This window comes from Salmonella sp. SAL00653, from assembly GCF_046552515.1.
GTDB classification, from domain to species: Bacteria; Pseudomonadota; Gammaproteobacteria; order Enterobacterales; family Enterobacteriaceae; genus Salmonella; species Salmonella enterica.
Map to the genome: position 1 here is coordinate 97,628 of NZ_JBGDTY010000009.1, position 23,004 is coordinate 120,631.

Annotated in this window: 5 protein-coding genes and 1 pseudogene; all 6 read right to left on the reverse strand. The window is 45.4% G+C overall.

Going from position 1 to position 23,004, the window contains the following annotated elements; translation table 11 throughout:
• Positions 1-6: 6 nt before the first annotated feature.
• Positions 7-16,686: pseudogene (gene siiE / locus ACLJRU_RS12355) on the reverse strand (non-fimbrial adhesin SiiE).
• A gap of 16 nt (positions 16,687-16,702) precedes the next feature.
• Positions 16,703-17,980 carry an SPI-4 type I secretion system protein SiiD gene (siiD, locus tag ACLJRU_RS12360; RefSeq protein ID WP_001081935.1) on the reverse strand — a complete coding sequence of 426 codons (1,278 nt, stop codon included), beginning with the start codon at positions 17,978-17,980 and terminating at the stop codon, positions 16,703-16,705.
• Positions 17,977-19,296, reverse strand: coding sequence for an SPI-4 type I secretion system protein SiiC (gene siiC / locus ACLJRU_RS12365; RefSeq protein ID WP_001541306.1), 1,320 nt, complete (start codon positions 19,294-19,296; stop codon positions 17,977-17,979). The genes siiD and siiC overlap by 4 nt, the downstream gene beginning before the upstream one ends.
• Positions 19,286-20,674: a MotA/TolQ/ExbB proton channel family protein gene (locus ACLJRU_RS12370; protein WP_023235463.1), complete on the reverse strand. Its 1,389-nt coding sequence runs from the start codon at positions 20,672-20,674 to the stop codon at positions 19,286-19,288. The genes siiC and ACLJRU_RS12370 overlap by 11 nt, the downstream gene beginning before the upstream one ends.
• Positions 20,671-21,303: an SPI-4 type I secretion system auxiliary protein SiiA gene (gene siiA, locus ACLJRU_RS12375; protein WP_000389234.1), complete on the reverse strand. Its 633-nt coding sequence runs from the start codon at positions 21,301-21,303 to the stop codon at positions 20,671-20,673. Before siiA ends, ACLJRU_RS12370 begins: the two co-directional genes overlap by 4 nt.
• A 1,039-nt stretch (positions 21,304-22,342) precedes the next feature.
• Positions 22,343-22,873, reverse strand: coding sequence for a single-stranded DNA-binding protein SSB1 (gene ssb1, locus ACLJRU_RS12380; protein WP_000168322.1), 531 nt, complete (start codon positions 22,871-22,873; stop codon positions 22,343-22,345).
• Positions 22,874-23,004: the final 131 nt, after the last annotated feature.

The following is a 23,004-nucleotide window of genomic DNA, read 5'->3' on the forward strand; positions in this document are numbered from 1 at the left end:
CCGTTATTATGCGTGTTCTTCTTGATTATCTACAGGTAACGTAACTTCATTAACGGCGAAAACATCAATAGCGCCGTTATTGTTGTGCCCTACAGAACTCGTTGAAGGGGAATCATTAATATCATCCTCGGTCTTTCCTCTTGCATTCATTGCGTTCACAATATCCGCCGAGGAGTGATCGACTGAGAATGTTTTCTCCTTAATCAGGAAATCATCGTCCTTATCAATGAATTTCACGTCCATAGTATATTCACCATCTTCCAAAGATAGCGGAACTTCGAATATTGCTTTCTGGTTAGTTATCGGCAGAGTAAACTCTTCTCCTTCAAACATAACACTGACATTAACAATATTCTCAGGTACTGATATTTCAAAAGAAGGTGTCTGACTAATTGAACGATCTATTTCATCCCCAGAGTCAGCGTTTAACAATGTAATACTATAGGCTGTCTCCTTCACCACGCTTTCTTCCGCCACAGACGGCACTGTACGAAGATGCGTAGCGCTTTCGGCATTCACTGTTTCAGACTCCGGTGGAGTAACCGCTGTTGCCGTGGCGTCATCGCTCGCATCGTTATGCTGGCTATCCGCTGTTACCGTCACCGTTGAGTCAACCGTCACCGCTAGCGAAGCAGATTGCTGTGAGTTCCCCGCGCGATCCACCACCGTCACGCTCAGCGTGTAGGTACCGTCATTCCAGGCGGCTGGCGGCGTGAAGGTCCAGCCATCCGCGCCTTGCGTCGCCTGATAGATGTCTGTCACGCCATTATGCGTCACGTTTACGGTCACCCCGGTCACATCAGCATCAATATGCTGCAGCGTGAACTTAGGCTGGGTGTGATTCGTCACGTTATCGCTGTCTGAAGCGCCATTGTCTTCACCTGCTGCCAGCGCAATCTCCGGCACGGTCAGCGTACTGTCGATCGTAACGGTAATGGGTAACGAGTTTTTCTGATTACCCGCGGCATCGCTTGCGATTACCGATATCGTATAGGAACCATCAGCTAACGGTGTACCTGGCGTAAAGAACCAAACGCCATCGGCATTTTTTTCAGCATTATATACGGTCCCATTGATATCGACCTGAACGACCACAACATCGCTTTCCAGATTCCCGATAATAAAGGTAGGTTGCTTATCTCGCGTAATATTATCGCCCACCGTACCACTGTCTGAGTCTGGAGATAATGAAATAACGGGAACCTCTTTCATGATATCGAGAGGGACATCATCACTCCGGTTACCAATCGCATCCACACTCGTAATGGTAAACTTCCCTTCCGATGGATACGGGATCGCCATACTCCATTTACCATTATCAGGAACGGTTAACGTATAAGTATTCCCATTACTATCGGTTATTATTAGCTGAGATTTGGCTTCCGCCGTCCCCTGCATAATAATTAGATCGTTGACAATATCTGAATAAGTTACGACCGGAGCGTTTGGCGGCGTTCGATCAATAAATATTTCATGTACCTCTTCCTTACGGTTGCCTGCGTTATCCTCAATACTCAAAGTGATATCGTATTTCCCTTCCGGAAGCTGATCGGTCGATAACTCCCACTGCCCATTAGCCGCAACGACAGCGGTTGCCAGCGTGACCCCCGCCACGATTAATGATACCGTAGCGCCAATTTCCCCCATACCTCTCATGGTAATAGTGGAGCTATTACTCCACCAGTCCGTTTTCGATGATGATTTATTGTCATCAAGCTCGCTGGTAAATACCTGGATATGCGTATCGACCCAAATGGAATACTTTTCCTGATTTACGTTACCAGCACGGTCCGTAGATTTAACAGTGATATCCAGCTGGCCTTCTGTGAAATAAAGCGGGTTCACCGGCATCTGCCAGTGGCCTTTGTCATTAACCCAAACTTCCCCCACATTTAAGCCATTAATAATGATTTCTATTTTGCTATTGGGCTCGGCACTGCCACTAAACAATAAGTTACGTGTCGTGTCCGTTATATATATTTTGCCATCACTACCGGTCATCTCTGCTAACGTTTGTCCACCGATAGAATCAATGGCGACAGGCGTCGTATTAAAGGTATCGATAGTAAAGTTTAGCGTTTTCGAGGTAGCCGTGTTGCCTGCTTTATCGGTGATAACATAATAAATGCTATGGGAACCATCGCCCAACGGTGACTCAGGTCGATAAACTTGATTTCTGTCGGTCACCGTGATCGTATCGACTAGCACTCCATCAATGAAAATCTGAACACTCTGGTTCATTTCTCCAAAAATACTAAACGTAGGCCGGGTCTGACTCGTTATACTATCATTACTGAAAATACCATTATCAGAACCTGCCACCATAGCAGGATTATCGATAAACGTACTGGTATCTATCGTGACGAGTAAGCGAGGCGATTCTGCCGTATTACCTGCCGGGTCTTCGGCAACCACACGGATAGAATATTCACCATCTTTTAACGCATTATCAAACTGATAGGACCAGGTTCCATCTTCAAGCACAAGCACATTTGCCACGATCTTTTCATCCACATAAATATGGATTGTGGCTCCCGCTTCTGCGGTGCCAACTAATACAGGCTTGTTGTGATTAGTAATCAGATCGTCAAGTGAACCAGAGTTGCTTGCATCTTCAAGGTTGAGCGTTGGGAAGTCGGTTGATGAATCGACATCCACGCTATAATCCTTGCTCACTTCAGTGTTGCCAGCAACGTCAGTAATGCTGAAATGAATATTAAACGTACCATCATCTTGCAGCAGTATCGGCGCGCGCCATGTGCCATCAGCCTCAACCATAACAACGTTGACTAATTTACCATCGACAAAGATGCTGACCTGAGAACCAGCCTCCCCGACACCTGAGACTGACAACGCTCGGTTATTAGAGAGGGCCGGTAATGAATCTTCATCAATATCAAAGACAGCAATTTGAGAATCGATTGTCACGGTTGTAATCGCAGACTCAACCCGGTTACCAGCAGTATCCGTAGCAACAAATTGCACCTGATACTCGCCGTCGGCGCTATTTGCCGGCATGGTATAGCTAATATTACCTGACGAACTCGCCTCTACTGTGCCTTGTAACACACCATTAATATAAACCTGTACCGTCGCGCCGGGATCGGTCATGGCAACCAGTACCGGAGACTTATTATTGGTAATCAGATCATATTTATCACCGCTATTAGTATCCCGACTTAATGAAATATCGCTGATTTCAATCTGCGTATCATGTTCTATCAGAATCTCTTTTTGTTGGCTGTTGCCCGCTTTATCTTCCGATACCACGACAAAGGCATTACTACCTTCACGCAGATCTAATTCTGCGCTCCATCGACCATCATTGCCTACCACCAGGGTAGCAATAACCACCCCCTGCGGATTCCTGATGGTTAAAGTACTTCCGGCTTCGGCAGTACCATCGATGGTGACATGAGATTTATTGGTGATCCAGTCGCCAACTTTGCCACTGTCATCAGCTTCGCGTAATACCACGGTTAACGGCGAAATTACTGTATCCAGTATTACATTCTGCGGACCAAACTCTCTGATATTGCCGGCAACGTCTTCAACTTTAAACGTTAATTCATAATTACCGTCATTACCCAAAGCGGGTAATACTACGCCCCAGTGTCCTGCGCCTGTCGTATAAGCAATCGCTTTTTCAACGCCATTCACAAAGATAGTGATTTTGCTGTTTGGCTCACTGGTGCCGCCAATCTCCGGCGTCACCGTATTGATATATCCGCCCTCATGCATTCCAGATATATTCCATACCAGTTCAGCAACCTCGGTATCGATAGTGACATCAACGGCGGTAGAACGCAGTTCGCTATTATCGCGAGGGTTGACGATACCCACCTGGACGACATAATGGCCATCTTTCATTTCCGATAACTGGAAAGTATATCGACCCGCTGTATCCGCTGTCGCCTCGCCGACCTTCACGCCATCCACATAAATACTCACAATCGTATTAGGTAACGTGCTCCCAATCAGGGTCGGCGTTTTATTATTCGTCGTAAAGTCTCCTAAGGCACCACTATCGCTCTCCTCGCTAAGCTTTATGGTTGGAGGCGTGACATCAATAACAGGTATTACGACAGGAAAGTCGACCTGCGACGATTCATTACCCGCTTTATCTTTGGCAACAATGCTCACAACATAGGAGCCTGGCGCTAATACTGATGGCGGCGTCCAACTCCATTCGCCATTCGCATTGGCGTTTGCCGAGCCGACCACTTTCCCATCCCACTGAATCATAATCGTCGAGAACGCTTCGGCAAACCCTTTGAACTCAGGACGCAGGCTGGTTGCTTCATGCTGATCATCAATAGATGGATCCGAAAGGCGAATGGTGGGATCGATCGTAACCGTATCGATAGTGAATCTTTCCTGCGTTTGCGCAGTATTTCCCGCGACATCTGTTGCGACGACGTTGATGGTATACATGCCATCCGGCAGTATATTCGGCGTCACACTCCAGTTGCCATCAGCGCCAACCGTAATCGTTTGTTTTAAAACCTCCCGACCTGACTTATCGTCAACAATGGTAATCACCAGTTTCGCATTGGGCTCTGCAGTACCTTCGAATTTGGGATTTTGCTTATTCGTAAGGTTATCGCTATTGGAATTTCCGGTATCAGACGCTGGCTCCATTCTGACACTGACGCTTGTCGTGGTATCAATGGTAAAGGGCAGCTTAGTTTCAGAAGTATTTCCAGCAATATCTCTGAAGACAACAACGGCTTCATATACGCCATCGTTTAACGCAACGGGAACCTGAAATTCCCAGAGGTTATTGCCATTTGCCGTAACCGGATAAGAAACGCCGTTAATTCTGATTACAACAGTATCAATATCGGCGGGTACATTGCCAATAACGAAACGTGGTGTAGTGACACTCGTAATATTATCAACAGCGCTTTCGCCAGTATCATCCGCATCCAGCAAATCAATACTGGGATCAGAAACAATAGTGTCTATTGTGAATGATACCTCTTTGCTAATTTTATTACCTGCGATATCTTCAGCCACTATTTCTATTTTGTAAGTTCCATCCACTAACGGTGTATCAGGGGTAAACAGCCATTTATTACCTGCCCCCTGAGTCAGTGTGCTGGATTTCCCGTTTAAAATTACCGTCACGCTCTGCAGCGGTTCTCTGGCTGAAATTTCAAAACGTGGAGAGGTAATATTCGTAATACCATCCGTAGAATCCTTTCCGGCGTCGTCCAGCATCACGACGCTCAGGCCGTCAATCTGCGTATCCACGGTGAAGCCCAGCGTGGAATTTGCCGTATTCCCTGCCCGATCCGTCGCCTGGACATGGAGAGTATAATGACCATCAGGCAATGCGCTACCTGCAGTAAATTCCCACTGCCCGGCCGCATTTTTACTGATGGGCGTCCAGTTTACGCCATCGAAAGAAACCAGCACCGATGTCACATCATCAGGCGTTGCAATTTCAAAAGAGGGACGGGTAGCATTGGTGACATTATCGTGATCGTTGACGCCGCTATCTGTTGTTAACGTAACACTGTCAATCTGAACCTGCGTGTCGATTTCAATCCGCAGTTCGGCCGATGTTTTGGTATTACCAGCAATATCCGTTACGGTAACAGAGATCGTATGCTGACCGTCAGACAGCGGTTGATCCGGCGTAAAGGTTAAATTCCCCCCTGTGTTTTCAATGGTGTAATCCCGACCATCAATATGAACCACAATGTGTGATACATCATTATCGACATTACCGATAATAAACACCGGTTTGTTAATCCTGGTAAGATTATCATTAGTATCATCACCAGTATCATGGGTGGGATCGAGTACAATTGTCGGCTCTCGCAGAGTCGTATCAATCGTAAACTGCAGCGTTTCTTGCGCAACGTTGCCGGCGATATCAGTCACATCAACCAAGAGAGTGTGTTGCCCATCAGGTAATGCCGAACCGACATTAAATATCCAGCGGCCATCCCCTCCTTTTGTGAGTTCAATCCAATTAGCGGCGTTATCGATTTTAACGCGCACATGGGTAATATCATCAGCGGTAACAATACTAAACTGCGGCTTGTCGACTTTGGTAATGTTATCTACATCGCTATCACCGCTATCTGTAACCAACGTGACGCTTTCAATTTCAGCCGTCGTATCTATCACAACAGGTAATGGTTTCGATGTCGCGGTATTTCCGGCCTTATCTTCAACCGTAACGGTAATATTATAAGAACCATCCGGAATGGCATTGCCTGGTGTAAATTGCCAACCAGCCCCAACCTTAGTCGCGTTATAATCATGACCATCAATCGTCACCACGACTTTGATAACATCGGGGTCAACATTACCAATCGTAAAGGTGGGTCGTGAAATATTAGTAATATTATCGGCGGTATTCGCTCCGGTATCTTGTCCTGAGTCTAAAGCAATAGTAGGAACCTGTATATTAGTATCGATATTAAATACTAAATCTTTATTCGCAATATTACCTGCCTCATCCGTGGCCTCTACGCGAAGGGTATATGTGCCGTCAACCAGAGTATTCGGGCTGTCAAAAATCCACTGTCCGTCGGCATTTTTGCGTATCACATTCCAGTTAGCGCCACCATCCAGGGTTACGCGTACCTGGACGACATCACCGGGAACGTCAATTCTGAATGACGGTTTGGTAACATTCGTTAATTGATCATTCTGCACGCCGGTATCATTAAGCAATACGATATTGTTAATGGTTGTCGTGGTATCAATACGCACCTCAAACGGCGCAGACTCTTTTACATTCCCCGCCAGATCTTCCACCACAACGGCTAACTGATATGAGCCATCAGCCCAGCTCGCAGAAGGCGTAAAGCGCCATTGACCATTGGTGAATACCGCCGCTTCCTCGTGCGTTTTACCGTTGTAAGTTACTTTGACCATCACGCGCGTAACGTCAGAATCAACCTGATGTATGTCGAACACAGGCCGATCGTGATTGGTGAGGCGATCGCCAACAGTACCGCTATCTTCGCCAGCTGCCAGTTCAATCACCGGCGTAGTCAACGTACCGTCTATCGTCACCTTTAAAGGCGCGGATGTTTGCTGGTTGCCTGCCACATCCGTTACCGTCACGGTGAATGTGTAGCTACCGTCCGCCAAAGCAGAATCCGGTCGATAGCGCCAGCCGTCGGCTGATTCGGTGAGTACCACCGTTTTAAACGTGCCGTTATGCTCAATACTCAATTCCACGTGTCGAACATCTTTATCGATACTCCCCAACACAAATACCGGCTGAGTGACGCTGGTCAGATTATCGTTCTTATTCTGTCCGGTATCCTGATCGGGCGCTAGCTCAATGGTTGGCGTTAACAACGTGATATCGATAGTGAAATTGAGCGTCTCCGTCATCTTATTACCCGCACCGTCAGTCACTTCCACGGTCAGGGTATGCTGTCCCTCTGGCATATCCGTCGGCCAGGTGTAATCCCAAATGCCAGCCGTCGAACTCTTGATTGCAGTAACCTAGGTCGTGCCGCCGTCAATACTCAGAAGAACCTTTTCCACATCATCCGGTACCGAGATCTGGAACTGCGGACGCACATGTTTTGTCACATTATCGCCAGGGACGCCGCTATCGTTGACTAATTCAATACGATCAATGGCTATTTGCGTATCCACTGTCACCGTCAGCGGCGTAGACGGACGCGTATTTCCCGCCCGATCCTCCACTGTCACCGTCAGCGTATAATCACCGTCGCCCCACGGCGCTGGCGGTGTAAAGCTCCATCCTCCAGCCCCCTGTGTCGCAGTAAACGAGGTTGTCGTTCCATTATGCGTGACGCTGACTGTAACGTTGATAACATCCGAATCGATATTCTGCAGAATAAAAGTTGGCCGGGTGCGATTGGTCATATCATCGCCAGGCGTACCGGTATCATCCGTGCTATCCAGCTCAATGGTCGGCGTCGACAACCGGGTGTCGATGAAAAATTCAAGCGTTTGCGTCGCCGTATTGCCCGCTCTGTCGGTGACCATGACAGTTAGGGTGTGTTTTCCATCGCCCATATCCGTTGGCCAGGTATAGCCCCAGACGCCTTCGATACCCTGCGTCGCGCTCACCCAGTTTGCGCCCCCATCAATGCTCAGTTGCACAGAATTCACATCCGCCGGCACCGTGATCTCAAACTGCGGACGGGTGCTGTTAGTTAGATTGTCATCAGGCACGCCATGATCATTGACCAATGTAATATCAGTAATGCTGGTTTGCGTGTCCACCGTCACCACCAGCGGTGTGGACTGGCGAACATTCCCCGCGTTATCCTGGACTTCTACCGTTAGCGTATAGCTACCGTCCGCCCAGTCAGCATCTGGCGTAAAGCGCCACTGTCCTCCAACCTGGGTTAGTGTCACTTCCTGGCTATTGCCGCCCTGTGTGATCCGCAAAATGACCGAGTGCGCATCGGCGTCAATATTGCCAATGGTAAAGCCCGGTCTTTTGACGCTCGTAATATGATCGCCAATGGCACCTGTATCGTCCCTGCTATCCATAGCGATGGTAGGCGTTGACAGCCGGGTATCAATGGTAAAATCGAGCGTCTGCGTCGTCTTATTTCCCGCCTTATCGGTCGCTTCTACCGTCAGGGTATGTAGCCCGTCGGTCACATCTTTCGGCCAGGTGTAATCCCAGATCCCTGCCGTGCCCTGTGTTGCACGAACCCACGTATTACCGCCGTCGATACTCAGACGTACCTCGTTGACATCCCCTGGCACCGTGACACGGAAGTGTGGACGAACGTCATTGGTCAGGTTGTCGCCGGGAATACCGTTATCATTAACCAGTTCAATAACATCGATGGTGATTTGGGTATCAACCGTGACCGTCAGCGGCGCTGAGTATTTTACGTTCCCCGCATCATCCTCCACCCTCACCGTCAGCGTATAGTCGCCATCTGCCCATGTGCCGGTCGGTGTCACGCTCCAGATGCCGGTCGCGCCTTTGGTGGCCGTCAGCACTTCTTTCGTGCCGCCATGCTGCACCTCAACCGTGACATACCGCGCGTCTGCGTCAATATTACCCAGTAAAAACGTCGGCTTATTTACGTTGGTCAGGTTATCGCCTTTTGTTCCGCTGTCGTCCGTGTTGTCCAGCACGATAGTCGGTTCTGACAGCATGGTATCGATGATGAAGTCCAGTTGCTGCGTCGTCTGGTTTCCCGCCTTGTCGGTCGCCTCCACTGTCAGGGTATGCTTCCCCTCTCCTACATCAGCCAGCCAGGTATAATCCCAGACGCCCGGCGTCGCGCTCTGGGTAGCGTTGAACCACGTCTTGCCGCCGTCAATGCCCAGGCGCACCACGTTGACATCCGTCGGTACCGTCACCTGGAAGTGCGGACGCACATTATTAGTCAGATTATCGTCGGGAATACCGCTGTCATTGACCAGTTCAATGTTATTAATGGCGATTTGCGTGTCCACCGTCACCGTCAGCGATGCAGAATGGCTGGTGTTCCCCGCTTTATCTTCGACTGACACACTCAGGGTATAATCACCATCCGCCCACGCCCCTGTCGGCGTAAAGGTCCATCCGCCTGCGTCTTTCGTGGCGTCAAATGTGGTGGTGACGCCGCCATGCTCTACGCTGACCGTAACGCGAACGGCATCATCATCAATATGTTGCAGGTTAAATGTCGGCTGGGTGCGATTGGTCATGTTATCGCCCTGGATGCCGGTGTCGTCCGCGCTATCCAGTACGATGACCGGCGTCGACAGCGTGGTATCAATAGTGAAGTGGAGTGTCTCCGTCACCGTATTACCCGCATTGTCAGTCGCTTTCACATTCAGCGTATAGTCGCCATCCGGCACGGTGCCCGGCCAGGTATAATTCCAGACGCCCGGCGTCGCGCTCTGTGTCGCCTTAACCCAGGTCACGCCACCGTCAATGCTCAGACTGACTTCGTTAACGTCCCCCGGTACCGTCACGCGGAACTGCGGATGGGCGTCGTTAGTCATATTGTCGCCGGGAATACCGTTATCATTAACCAGTTCAATAACATCAATGGTGATTTGGGTATCAACAGTGACCGTCAGCGACGCTGAGTGTTTTTCGTTCCCCGCCTCATCTTCCACCCTCACTGTCAGCGTATAGTCGCCATCTGCCCATGTGCCGGTCGGTGTCACGCTCCAGTTGCCGGTCGCGTCTTTGGTGGCCGTCAGCACCTCTTTCGTGCCGCCATGCTGTACCTCAACCGTGACATACCGCGCGTCTGCGTCAATATTGCCCAGTAAAAACGTCGGCTTATTTACGTTGGTCAGGTGATCGCCTTTTGTTCCGCTGTCGTCCGTGCTGTCCAGCACGATAGTCGGTTCTGACAGTAGGGTATCGATGATGAAGTCCAGTTGCTGCGTCGTTTTGTTTCCCGCCTTGTCGGTCGCCTCCACTGTCAGGGTATGCTTACCCTCTCCCACATCAGCCAGCCAGGTATAATCCCAGACGCCCGGCGTCGCGCTCTGGGTAGCGTTGAACCACGTCTTACCGCCGTCAATGCTCAGGCGCACCACGTTGACATCAGTCGGTACCGTCACCTGGAAGTGCGGACGCACGTTATTAGTCAGATTATCGTCGGGAATACCGCTGTCATTGACCAGTTCAATATGGTCAATGGCGATTTGCGTATCGATGGTGACCGTCAACAGCGCTGAGTGGCGAATATTACCCGCCTCATCTTTCACCGTTACCGTCAGCGTATAGTCGCCATCAGTCCACGCGCTGCCGGGTACAAAACGCCACTGCCCGTTAGTCTGCGTCAGCTCCACCTCCTCGCTGTGACCATCGCGCATCACCTGCACGACGACCTGAGTCACGTCAGAATCAATACCGCCGATAATAAAACCCGGCGTTTTAACGTTAGTCTTATTATCGTTGGCGGTGCCGCTATCATCTGCGCTATCCAGCGTGATGGTCGGTGTCGACAATGTGGTATCAATGATAAAATTGAGCGTTTCCGTCGCCGTGTTGCCTGCAACATCGGTTGCTTTCACTGTCAGGGTATACGTATTTTCGACCAGATCTGTCGGCCATATATACTCCCAAACGCCGTCAGACGTCAGCGTTGCGTTAACCCAGTTGATGCCGCCATCAAGACTCAGTTGCACAGAGTTCACGTCCGTCGGTACCGTAATATGAAACTGTGGACGTGCTTCATTGGTCAGGTTATCCCCGACAATACCCGTGTCATTAAGAAGTTCAATGCGATCAATAGACGTTTGCGTATCGATAGTCACCGTCAGCGGCGCAGAATAATTTGTATTACCCGCCTTATCTTCTACCTTTACCGTCAGCGTATAGTCGCCATCGGTCCAGGCTGCGCCCGGCGTAAAGCGCCACACACCGCCGTTCTTAATCAACTCTATCTGTTGGTTCTTACCATCATGCGCCACCGTCACCACCACTTTGGTCACATCGGCGTCGATATTACCGAGGGTAAAGCCTGGCATCTTAACGTTGGTGATGTTATCGCCAGCGGCGCTGTCATCCGCACTGTCCAGGGTAATAGTCGGTTCTGACAGCAGGGTATCGATGATGAAGTCCAGTTTCTGCGTCGTTTTGTTTCCCGCCTTGTCGGTTGCTTCCACCATCAGGGTGTGAGGGCCGTTAGCCACATTCGTCAGCCAGGTATAATCCCAGACGCCCGACGTCGCGCTCTGCGTGGCGTCAAACCACGTTTTGCCGCCATCAATGCTCAGTCTTACTCCGTTAACATCCGCCGGTACTGTCACCTGAAAGTGCGGGCGCGCTTCATTGGTCAGATTATCGTCGGGGATACCGCTGTCGTTAACCAGTTCAATACGGTCAATGGCGATGTGCGTGTCCACTGTCACCGTCAACGGCGCGGACTGCTTCACATTTCCGGCCCTATCTTCTACCTTCACCGTCAGGATATAGTCGCCGTCCGCCCAGTCGCTGGTCGGCGCAAAGCGCCACTGTCCGCCGGTCTGAACCAGTGGTACCTCCTGTTTAATGCCATTGTGCATTACCTCCGCTATCACCCGGCTGACATCGGTATCAATATTGTTGAGGGTAAAGCCCGGCGTTTTAACACTGGTGATATTATCGCCCGCGATGCCGCTGTCATCTGCGCTGTCCAGCGAGAGGGTCGGCACAGACAGAGTGGTATCGATGGTGAAATCGAGCGTCTGTGTTGCCTTATTTCCCGCCTCATCGGTCGCTTCTACCGTCAGGGTATAGCCCCCGTCGGCCACATCATCCGGCCAGATATAATCCCAGACGCCCGTCGTCGCGCTCTGGGTAGCGTTGAACCACGTCTTGCCGCCGTCAATGCTCAGGCGCACCACGTTGACATCCGTCGGTACCGTCACCTGGAAGTGCGGACGCACATTATTAGTCAGATTATCGTTGGGAATACCGCTGTCATTGACCAGTTCAATGTTATTAATGGCGATTTGCGTGTCCACCGTCACCGTCAGCGATGCAGAATGGCTGGTGTTCCCCGCTTTATCTTCGACTGACACACTCAGGGTATAATCACCATCCGCCCACGCCCCTGTCGGCGTAAAGCTCCATCCGCCTGTGCCTTTCGTGGCGTCAAATGTGGTGGTGACGCCGCCATGCTCCACGCTGACCGTAACGCGAACGGCATCATCATCAATATGCTGCAGGGCAAATGTCGGCTGGGTGCTATTCGTCATGTTATCGCCCTGGATGCCGGTGTCGTCCGCGCTATCCAGTACGATGACCGGCACTGACAGCGTGGTATCCACCGCGAAATCGATGGTCTTCGTCACTGTATTGCCTGCTTTATCAGTCGCTTCCACCGTTAGCGTGTATTGACCATCTGCCAGGTCTGTCGGCCAGATATACTCCCAGCTTCCTGCCACGCCCGGAGTTGCCTGAACCCACGAATTACCACCGTCAATGCTCAGACGGACTTCATTGACATCCGTAGGTACCGTCACACGAAAGTGGGGACGGTCGTCGTTGGTCATATTATCGCCTTTCACGCCGCTATCGTTGACCAGTTCCACCCCATCAATGGCGATTTGGGTATCGATAACGACCGTCAGCGGCGCTGAGTAGTTGGTATTTCCTGCCTTATCTTCTACTTTCACCGTTAACGTGTAGCTGCCATCCGCCCACGTATTCCCTGGTATAAATAACCAACTACCATTGAGGTGGGAAAGTTCGATCTCTTCGCTCACGCCATTGTGCATCACCTGTACGACGACCCGATGCGCATCAGCATCAACACCGGAAATAGCAAAACCTGGCTTATTGATATTGGTCAGGTTATCGCCTGTAACCCCCGTATCATCCTTAGAAAGCAGGGAAATCACCGGCGTTGATACTGTGGTATCGATAGTAAAATCGAATACCGCACTGTTCGCTTTATTACCCGCAATGTCCTCAACCTTGACATAAACCTGATGCAAGCCTTCCGTTAAATCTGAAGTAAAGGTATAGGCCCATGAACCATCAGGTTGTTGCGTGGCAACACCGATCTGCGTATCAGACATGGCATCCCATACCTGAACACTGATAATGTCCGGATCAATATCTTTTAGGTGCAAGGTAGGTTTAACGATATTCGTTAAATTATCATCTGCAATTCCCGAATCTGAATCCGGGCTCAATGAAACTATCGGTATTGAAATAGCAGTATCGACGCTAATTAAGAAAGGATCCGAATGGGCAATGTTGCCAGCGATATCTTCAACTGAAGCGGTTATTCTATGATCGCCATCAACCAAACCTTGATCGGCTTTCAGGGTATACTCCCATCTGCCATCTTTATTTGTTCTGACCTCAGCGATCAGTGCGCCATCAATATAGAGTTTAACCGTTGAATAGGGTGCAGCGGTTCCTGTCAGTGCAGGATTCTTTTCATTAATAATATGGTCTGTATTATCAACCCCCGTATCGTTGACCAACTCTATTGTTGGTTTTTGCGTTTGCGTTACGATTTGGAAATTATACGCTGATGAGGAGGCAGTATTACCGGCAATATCTTCTACTTTTACCGTTACGTCATGCGAGCCATCGGATAACGCTGTGGTAAATTGAAAATTCCATACACCATCATCGCCAGCAATAGCCTCACCACTTAACACACCGTCAACATAGATGGAAACCTTAGCATTAGCTTCAGCCATCCCGGTAAACAACGGCGTATTAATTTTAGTAATCATATCGCCTTTAACGCCAGAATCAGCGCTATCATGCAACATAACAGTAGGGATCGGCGTAAAGCTATCAATGGTAAGCTGATAATCTACAGATGACGTTCTTCCTAAAGGATCGATGGATTCAACCGTAATCTTATAAACATTGTCAGACAGATTTCGGGAAATATCAAAATTCCAGTTACCGTCTGCATCCGCAGTCGTCACGCCTATCGTTTTACCATCAATAAGGATATTTACGGTAGCAAACCTATCCGCTGTTCCCAGTAATGTCAGAGCATTATGTTTATTGGTAATCCAGTCGCCTTTTGCACCGGAATCATCGCTGGCATCGAGTTCCGCTTTTGGAGGTACAACTTCAGTTTGAATAGTAAAAGAATATTTAACAGTAGAGGATTTATTGCCGGCGGCATCCTGAGAAATGATTTCAATATCATAGGCGCCCTGAAGAAATTTATTACTAAACTGATAATTCCAGGTCCCGTTTGAGTCAACCTCAATGCTGTCATATAATTTACCATCTCGCATCAATAAGATGGTAGACTTTGGCTCTGCCGTACCGACTAAAGCCGGTAAATCATTCCCTGATAAAATTATACCATTCGGTAAAACAACAAAGTCCTCCAAAGAAACCGTCGGAGGTACAGGGGCAATAGTATCGATAACGTAACTAAAGGAAAAATCCTTTTTGTTGCCAGCGACATCTTCAACAGTGAACGTAAGATTGTTAATCCCTTCCACTGAGTCGGAAGTGAAATTGAACGTCCATTCGCCCTTGTCATTCGCTTTAAAAATAACCTCTTCGCCAGTCTCACTATTTATGACACTGATAATAGCATTTGGCTCAGTTTTACCTGTAAAGGTTGGGCGAGTATTGTTAGTAACGTTATCTCCGACAATACCGCTATCATTCGTCGTTTCAATCTCAGCGCTGAAATAGCTGATACGTGTATCAATAGTAAAAGGCAGATTTGCCGTCGCTGATGTATGCCCGGCAATATCAGTAGCTGTTGCTGTTATATTGTATTCGCCATCCTTGAGCGGCGTAGTAAGCGTATAGCTCCATGTCCCATCTTTAGCAACAATGACCTCACCAAGATGTTTAAGTCCAAGATAAATAGAGACTGTAGAACCGGGTTCCGCCACACCAATAAATGTTGGCAGGGTGCTATTTGTAATGTTGTCATTTTTAATGCCGGAATCACTACTATCATCCAGCTCAATCGTCGGCTTTTCCGGAGGAATGGTGTCGGTTATGATACTATCCGTCGTTTCGTTTTTATTACCTGCTTTATCTACAGCAACGACTTTTATACTATTTTCGCCCTCAGATAATTCATTATCCTTAAATTCATAACTCCAGTTTCCATCTTTATCGACATCAACGCTGGCAACCAGTTTATTATCTACATAAATGTCAACCTTAGCATTCTCTTCCGCCGTACCAACAATTGAAGGCGTCAAGGTCGGCGTTAAGCCCTTATGACCGGACACACTACTTTCAGGCGAAAGCTCAAATGTTGGTTTATCGGTAACGGAATCGATAGTAATGACAAGTTTGGCGCTACCGCTCCCATCAGCAGTCTTGGCCTCTGCCTCCAGATTATATGTTCCATCAGTCAATGTTTCAGGCGCTGTAAAGGTGAAGTTACCCAAACTATCCGCTACAGCCTGACCGACAGCAATACCATTAATTTTAATAATAACCGTGGCATTGGGAGCAGTGCTACCTACAAACTGAGGTTTAGTAAAATTAGTTATACTATCATCTTTGCTACCGCTGTTACTCTCGGCCGCAAGCGCTAATGTGACTTTAAGCGGCTCTTTAACAGACTCGGCATCGAGCTTATTTTCCTCATTTTTACTGCTATTACTTTTGCCAGTACTGGTATTTTTATTAATAGGTTGAGGAAGAACTTTTTCAGCATCGTTCTGTTTAGAAGCCTGCGTTGCTTTAGCCTGTGTATTTTGCTGGGAAGCATCGCTTTGCTGAGCCAGATTGTCTTTTGCTACATTGTCAGCCAAAAAGTTCTGCAGCATTTCTTCAATTTGCTTTGACGAGTTCTGTACTTCAAACGCTTCATTGAGCGCTTTTTCTGCAGCCTCCTTAGCTTTCTCTGCTTCTTCCTTCGCCTTATCAGCTTCTTTCTTTGCGTTTTCAGCATCGTCAAGCTGCTTTTTTAATTCCTCTTCTTCCTTCTTATTTCGTCGTTTGCCATTACCTTTCTTTTCTACCTGAGCAGAATCAACCAATGAGCTGTCAATTCTCTCCAGTTGAATATCTTTTAAATCTACGCTGCCCAGAATTTTAGCGCCGGTAATAGTCTTATCTTTAAATTTAACAGCGAGGTTATTGCCTTTGATACTTGAATAAAGAGCGCCATTGACAATGATCACTGAACCACGCGGCGTGGTAATGTTCATGTCTGGCCCGGAAAGAGAAACTTTTGCGCCTTTGGCATTACCCAAAGAAGATAAATCAATTACAGAATTTTGATCGGCAAAAAACTTTTGTATGCTTTTATTTCCCATAATATTATATTCACTCTCAAGGTGTATCTAATCGTTTAGTATTAACTGGTTCTGAAAAGGCTTTGTCCACGCCTTTCATCAAGGGAGATAACAGGTATTCCATAATGCTGTGTTTTCCGGTAATTACACTGGCGTCAACAGTCATACCTGGTTTTAACCACCGTAAATCATCTTCATTAACATCGAATGCAATAATTACTTTATAATAACGCTGAATTGTTCCTCCGGTATTTTCCTCATAGGAATCAGGGCTAATATTATCGATAGTCGCATTATACGATTTTATCTTTGGTTGGATAATTGACTGCACATCCAGTTTAACGGCTTCATCTACATATATTTGGTCACGGTATTTGGGTAATATTTTCACATCGGCCAGCATAGTCCTTACTTTTGGTTTTATTTCAAAAAGTAAGTCCGCCGCCTGAATCACACCACCATGAGTAGTGGCACTTTTATTGATTTTATAAATTACACCGTCAACCGGTGAATAGATATCCTCCTCATTTATCTGCTTCTCTATTACTTTTAATGTAGAGTTAACAACCTCAAGTTCCTGAAGATTTTTAGATATTATTTTAGATAAAGATAGTCGCAATTCATTATTAAGCGCCTCAATATCATTAACAACCAACTCAATATCATCTTTTTTTAAAGTGATGCTACTTTCAATATCATTAATTTCAGACTTAACTTTTATATACGCCTGTTTCTTGTTAAGAAAATTGGTATATGGGCTAATTCCTTTTTTTACCAGTGGGGAGAGAATATTTATTTCTTCGGCAAGCAATGCGAGTTCTTTTTCTTTCGAACTCAGCTTCTCTTGTAATCCGCTAATCTCAGAATCAAGAGAGGTTTTTTTTAACTCTTTAGCTCTTATCTGACTATGCACTAATTCAATATTCGCTTTTACCTCTTTATTGCTTAAAGAACGGGTGCCATCCAGGGTAATCAACCCACTCTCATTTTCTTTATCAAGAATGAAAGATATTTCGTTAACATCTTTATCCAGATACCCTTTTTGAGTTCTATACCTTTGATATTCTTTTTGCAGATCAAGGTTAACGACCTTTGCAAGGAGTTCTCCTTTTTTTACAGTATCACCCTCGGCTACATAAATATCTTGTATCGTCCCTCCTTTAGAAAGAGATATTAACTGAGCATTATCTTTAGTAGTGATAACGCCCTGACCATGAACCACTGAATTAATTTCTATAAAGTAGGTAAGGATAATAATTAAGATCGTCAAAGAAATAATTATCATCATGAGATGATCGCTTTGTCTTCTATTCATTTCATTACATTTAACTCACTTTCAGTATTTCCTTTTAAATAATCCATTAAATGAAAAATCAATGAGAGTTGCTGTAGTTTTAAAATATACAGGCTATATTTGCTGTCGATCATGCTTACATATGCCTGAAATGCTTCATTACGGCTTGAAATTAAATCAAGCAAACTTTTTTGCCCTAACTGAAACTCCTGCTCATATAATTCAGTAAGCTGTAACGCGTTTGTATGTGAACGTTCCGCCACTGAGTAAGTCTCTTTTGCAGCGGCGTATCTTGAAAGTTGTGAATCAATGTTATAACGCGTTTTAATCAAAAAATCGTCAATTTGCAGCTTAGCCTGCGAGTAACTTGCCACCATTTTTCTTTCCTGGGCTGAATTTCTGAACCCATTAAAAATGTTGAAACTGACATTGATACCCGTTTTAAATTCATCTTCATAATCACTTTTTTTGGCACTACCGCTCGGGTTATTCTGTACATAGCTGGAAACAAGATCTACAGTCGGAAAATAGGATGATTTTGCGGCATTAATATCTTCGGTCGCGGCTTTTCGGGTATTGACAAGCATCTTATAGTCATCGTTGTATTTCATCACCATGTCCATAAGTTTTTCAGGGCTTTCGACAAAGATATATTTTTTGAAGAGGTTGAATTTTTCATCGCTTTGAATCTGAACTGGCGATAAATTCAGACCAGTCATATTCTGCATTTTATACATTTCATCATCCAACATCGACTGATACATAATGCTTCTGGTATTTAATGCATCGATAGATACTTGTACTTTACGCATATCAGATTGCATAGCTACACCGGAAGATACCAGCAACGAAAAAGTTTCCAGCATCTTTTTATAAAACTCTTTCTCCAGATTTACGCCATCAATCATTTCACGATATTTACTGATGTTGTAATAGGTTGTCACAACCTCCTGAGACACTATATTCTTTGTTTTTTCATAGTCAGTTTTACTATTATCTCTTTCATATTCAGATTTCCTGATATTAGCCCCCCTCACTCCAAAATCCGTTATTCGGTATGATAAAGACACCTTATTTTCAACGTTCCTCTCGGTACCTGATGACTCTTTCCTGTTATTATTAAGGCCAGATGTTAGATCCAGGGTAGGATAAAGTGCTGCCCGTGAAAGATCTAAGTCACTGTTTTTCTTTTCAGTCTCATAATATGAAACAGCAACAGAGGGCTGATGCGTTAATGCGGCATTAACTAAATCTCTTAGAGGAATGACCGGAAGCTCGCTGGCGTATGTGCTTTGTGTAATAAAAGCAGTCGTCAGAAAAAACATCTTAATCTTCATTTTTTTCCTCCTTGTTTAACAAACGTTGCTTTACTATTTCCTGATGCATAGATGTTATTTTTTCCATTAATGGCATATAGGTATCACGGTAGCTAACCATTTCAGCACTAATCTCTTTAGTATTGGCAATAATCTTTTTATCAGTAGCCGATAGATCGGATAGCGCTAAATGAACATTATTCATATCCTCATCCATTTCTTTTCTCAGCCCATCGAGAGTATGAGAAATATCGGCACTGCCAGCAGCAATATCGTTTATGGTCTTACCATGTGAAAGAGATTCCTGATAGCATTTATCAACTGATGCCATTATTGAATCATTCTTTTTATCTATAATATTTTGTATTGTACTCATTGCCTCCAGTCGTGCATTATTATCAGCAAGCAGGATATTACCTTCAGATAAACGCGAGGTAATTGTTATTACACCGTCAGATAATTTTTTGAGATTTTCGTTACTGCTTACCAGATAACCATCAATCAGCGTAGAAAGTTGTTCCAATTTTGCTGAGTTATCCAATAGTCGGTTTTGCAAAGTGACAAAGCTATCTGATAGCATCTCTAGTTTCTTTTCTTCATCCTGCGTCCGTAAATTTTCAACTGACAGAGAGTTATCAAAAAACGCTTTAAACAACTCTTTAAATTCTACAAGCGTCTCTGATTCAACCCGCAGGCTTCGTTGTTTATTATTGGATCTGTTGCTTATGATTTTTAATTTTTTGATTTCCGTAGAAACAAGGGAATAGGAGCTGCGAACAAAAACACTTTGTGAGGTCAGGAGTATGGCGCAAACAACACCATAGATAGAAGATACAAATGCGGTATTCATCCCTTTCAATGGTTCAGAAAGCGACGCTACCATTGTCACGATCATATTGAGTGTATTACTTGCATTATCACCGCCAACATCTGATGGCGAGCTCAATAAGTTCCCGATTGAACCAATCGTAATAGACAGACCCGCAAACGTCCCCAACAGGCCAACAAGCGTCGACACATTGCTACAGCTCATAATAAATGACAATCGTTGATTACGGGCGGTAGACACATTGTCATCTAATTCCATCAGCAAATTGAAATCACACTGTTTGGGTTCCCCGGCAAACAAAACCTGATTGAGGTTAGAAAGAATGCTATTTTTTCTACTGGCGTCCTGAGCTATTAATATGTCTTTTGCTGAAATATTTTTAAGAATAGTGAATAATGCACACAAAGAACCTGTAATATAAATGGCAATAATGACTCCATTGTAAATTGCAGAAACCATAAAGTTATCAAAAACATACTCTCTTATACCGGGAAAAGATAAAGCGAAAAAAGGGAGTATGGCAAGGAAAAAACAGACAAACAAATAGCGGTAATGATTTATATATTTCACTCTGACACCTTTTTATTAATAGTCGTGATAATAGCTTTACTCGTTGTACTTGATGCTGCGGAGTTAACACTCATGTCAATAACTACATCAGGATATATCTTCTTAATCTCTTTCATTAAAATAATTCCCCGTTCATATCCCAGTCGTAAAGAGTCAGAGAAAGAGATGTCTGCCTGAGGAATAACCATTTCTATCAATAAATTACTATTGATTTTGTCTTCTAACCAAGCCTCTATTTTATGAGTATCCTCTTCAGAAAAGCTTCTCAGCCTGCCATGATACGTAATAACAAGCTCATTTTTTGTAGATGTTATATCAATTTTCTGACCATCGGCGATATCGTATACTCCAACCTCCTTACCTGACATTGTAGTCATTCCGTCCGACACATCTTGAGTATTCACTTCTTTATTAACTATTTCATTAGCATTTGAATTGTCATTGGCTCCGCTATTTTGAGCAGTAGATTTAGTCTTATTCTCTATATTTGCTTTATAAACTTTAATTGAGTTGTCATACATAATAATCATATTATTAAGTGCAAACACCAACATAAGAAATATAAAAATACACAATACCGTAGAGAATGTATCAACAAAACTAGGCCACGGATTACTTTCGTCTTCCATGTTGTCTCCTGATATTACATTGTGAATAAAATGTTTTTGTGGATTAGAAAGGATAAAGGATGCTCAACTTATTCAGAAAATGAACGCTACCGCCCTTGGCTTCCTGCTACCAATACGCTTTATAGATTTCAGTTTTCCTACATCTCGTAATCAGAAAAATAAAAACAACGACGCCATTTTTATGCGCCCACAACAAAGATGAGTGCTTTAATTAAAAACACTCTTCATTTTTTAATTAGGTAGACATCAATTATTGCACTAACTATATCTTCCCCAATAATAGGTATCGCATAAGCTCTCAGCTCATAAATAAAAAATAGTCATCAGCAAATTAAAACCACCCGCCGATAAATAGATTTGTTAGCTAATCATTGAAACTCTAAATCATTTTAAGGACATATTTCTTTTTAATACGCGTTATAACCATACGTATTTAATAAATTTGCCTCCAGAGGATAAAATGAATTTTCACAATTAAAACATAGGGTCATAGGGACTTCAATATAACTTAAATCATTGAAAATATAATAAGTGGGGAGTAAAAAATCAGAATTGCGTAAAAAAATACACAAATAAAACCATTTTTTATATAAAGCCAGCTATAAGTAACAATTTTATCTTCAGCAATTAAAAATAAAGCAAGATACACATATCATATTTGAGCTCATCACAAGCTAAAGCAAACATTTAATTAACTATTGATAATACCGACCATTCTCTACCGTTATTTTATAATATCTTTTTGTTGTCAAAAAATGGCTATAAATTATATATTTTGCAGATGAGATTTCTCTTTCATATTTAAGACAATCCGGGTTATTGCAGTACATTTATGAACTTCGGCTGGATAATGATGTGCCGAGGCGAGTCGGCCAGAGGCGATAAGCGACATTTTTCCGTAAGATATGCGCTTCTCTTTTTTGAAAGGGATACAAAGACAATAATACCAGGTAAGAAAATGCCTGGTTTACACCAGGCATTTCAGCAGACGAGAGCTATAGCGAAAATGCAAATAACGCTTTGACTTTTTTACCAAAAATCAGAACGGAATGTCGTCGTCAAAATCCATTGGCGGTTCGTTAGACGGCGCTGGCGCGGATTGCTGTGGACGCGACTGCGCGCCGCCGCTGAACTGGTTGCCGCCCTGCGGCTGCTGAGGTTGTTGTGGCTGACCCCAACCCCCCTGCTGCTGACCGCCTGCCGGCGCGCCGCCGCCCTGGCGACCACCCAGCATCTGCATCACGCCGCCGATCTGCGGAACGTTAATTTCAGTCGTATAGCGTTCCTGGCCACTCTGATCGGTCCACTTGCGGGTACGCAATTGACCTTCGATATACACCTGAGAACCTTTACGCAGATATTCGCCGGCCACTTCCGCCAGTTTGCCGAACATCACCACCCGGTGCCATTCAGTCTGCTCTTTCATTTCGCCGGTCTGCTTATCGCGCCAGGATTCAGAAGTAGCCAGCGTTAAGTTGGCGACAGCGCCGCCACTCGGCATATAGCGTACTTCCGGGTCCTGGCCCAGATTACCAACGAGAATCACCTTGTTTACGCCTCTGCTGGCCATAATTGAGTCTCCTGAATACGTTTCATAAATAGTGTAAACGCGTGAGTGTACCATTTCCACGTAGCATTTTAATAGCTGCGATGCAGGTTCCAGGTCACTCGCGCGAACCTCATATTGTTGCATACTTTAGC

Excerpts from the sequence above, each read along its gene's own strand:
- siiA (WP_000389234.1), bottom strand. The coding sequence starts at position 21,303 with ATGGAAGACGAAAGTAATCCGTGGCCTAGTTTTGTTGATACATTCTCT.
- ssb1 (WP_000168322.1), bottom strand. The coding sequence starts at position 22,873 with ATGGCCAGCAGAGGCGTAAACAAGGTGATTCTCGTTGGTAATCTGGGC.
- siiC (WP_001541306.1), bottom strand. The coding sequence starts at position 19,296 with ATGAAGATTAAGATGTTTTTTCTGACGACTGCTTTTATTACACAAAGC.
- siiD (WP_001081935.1), bottom strand. The coding sequence starts at position 17,980 with ATGAATAGAAGACAAAGCGATCATCTCATGATGATAATTATTTCTTTG.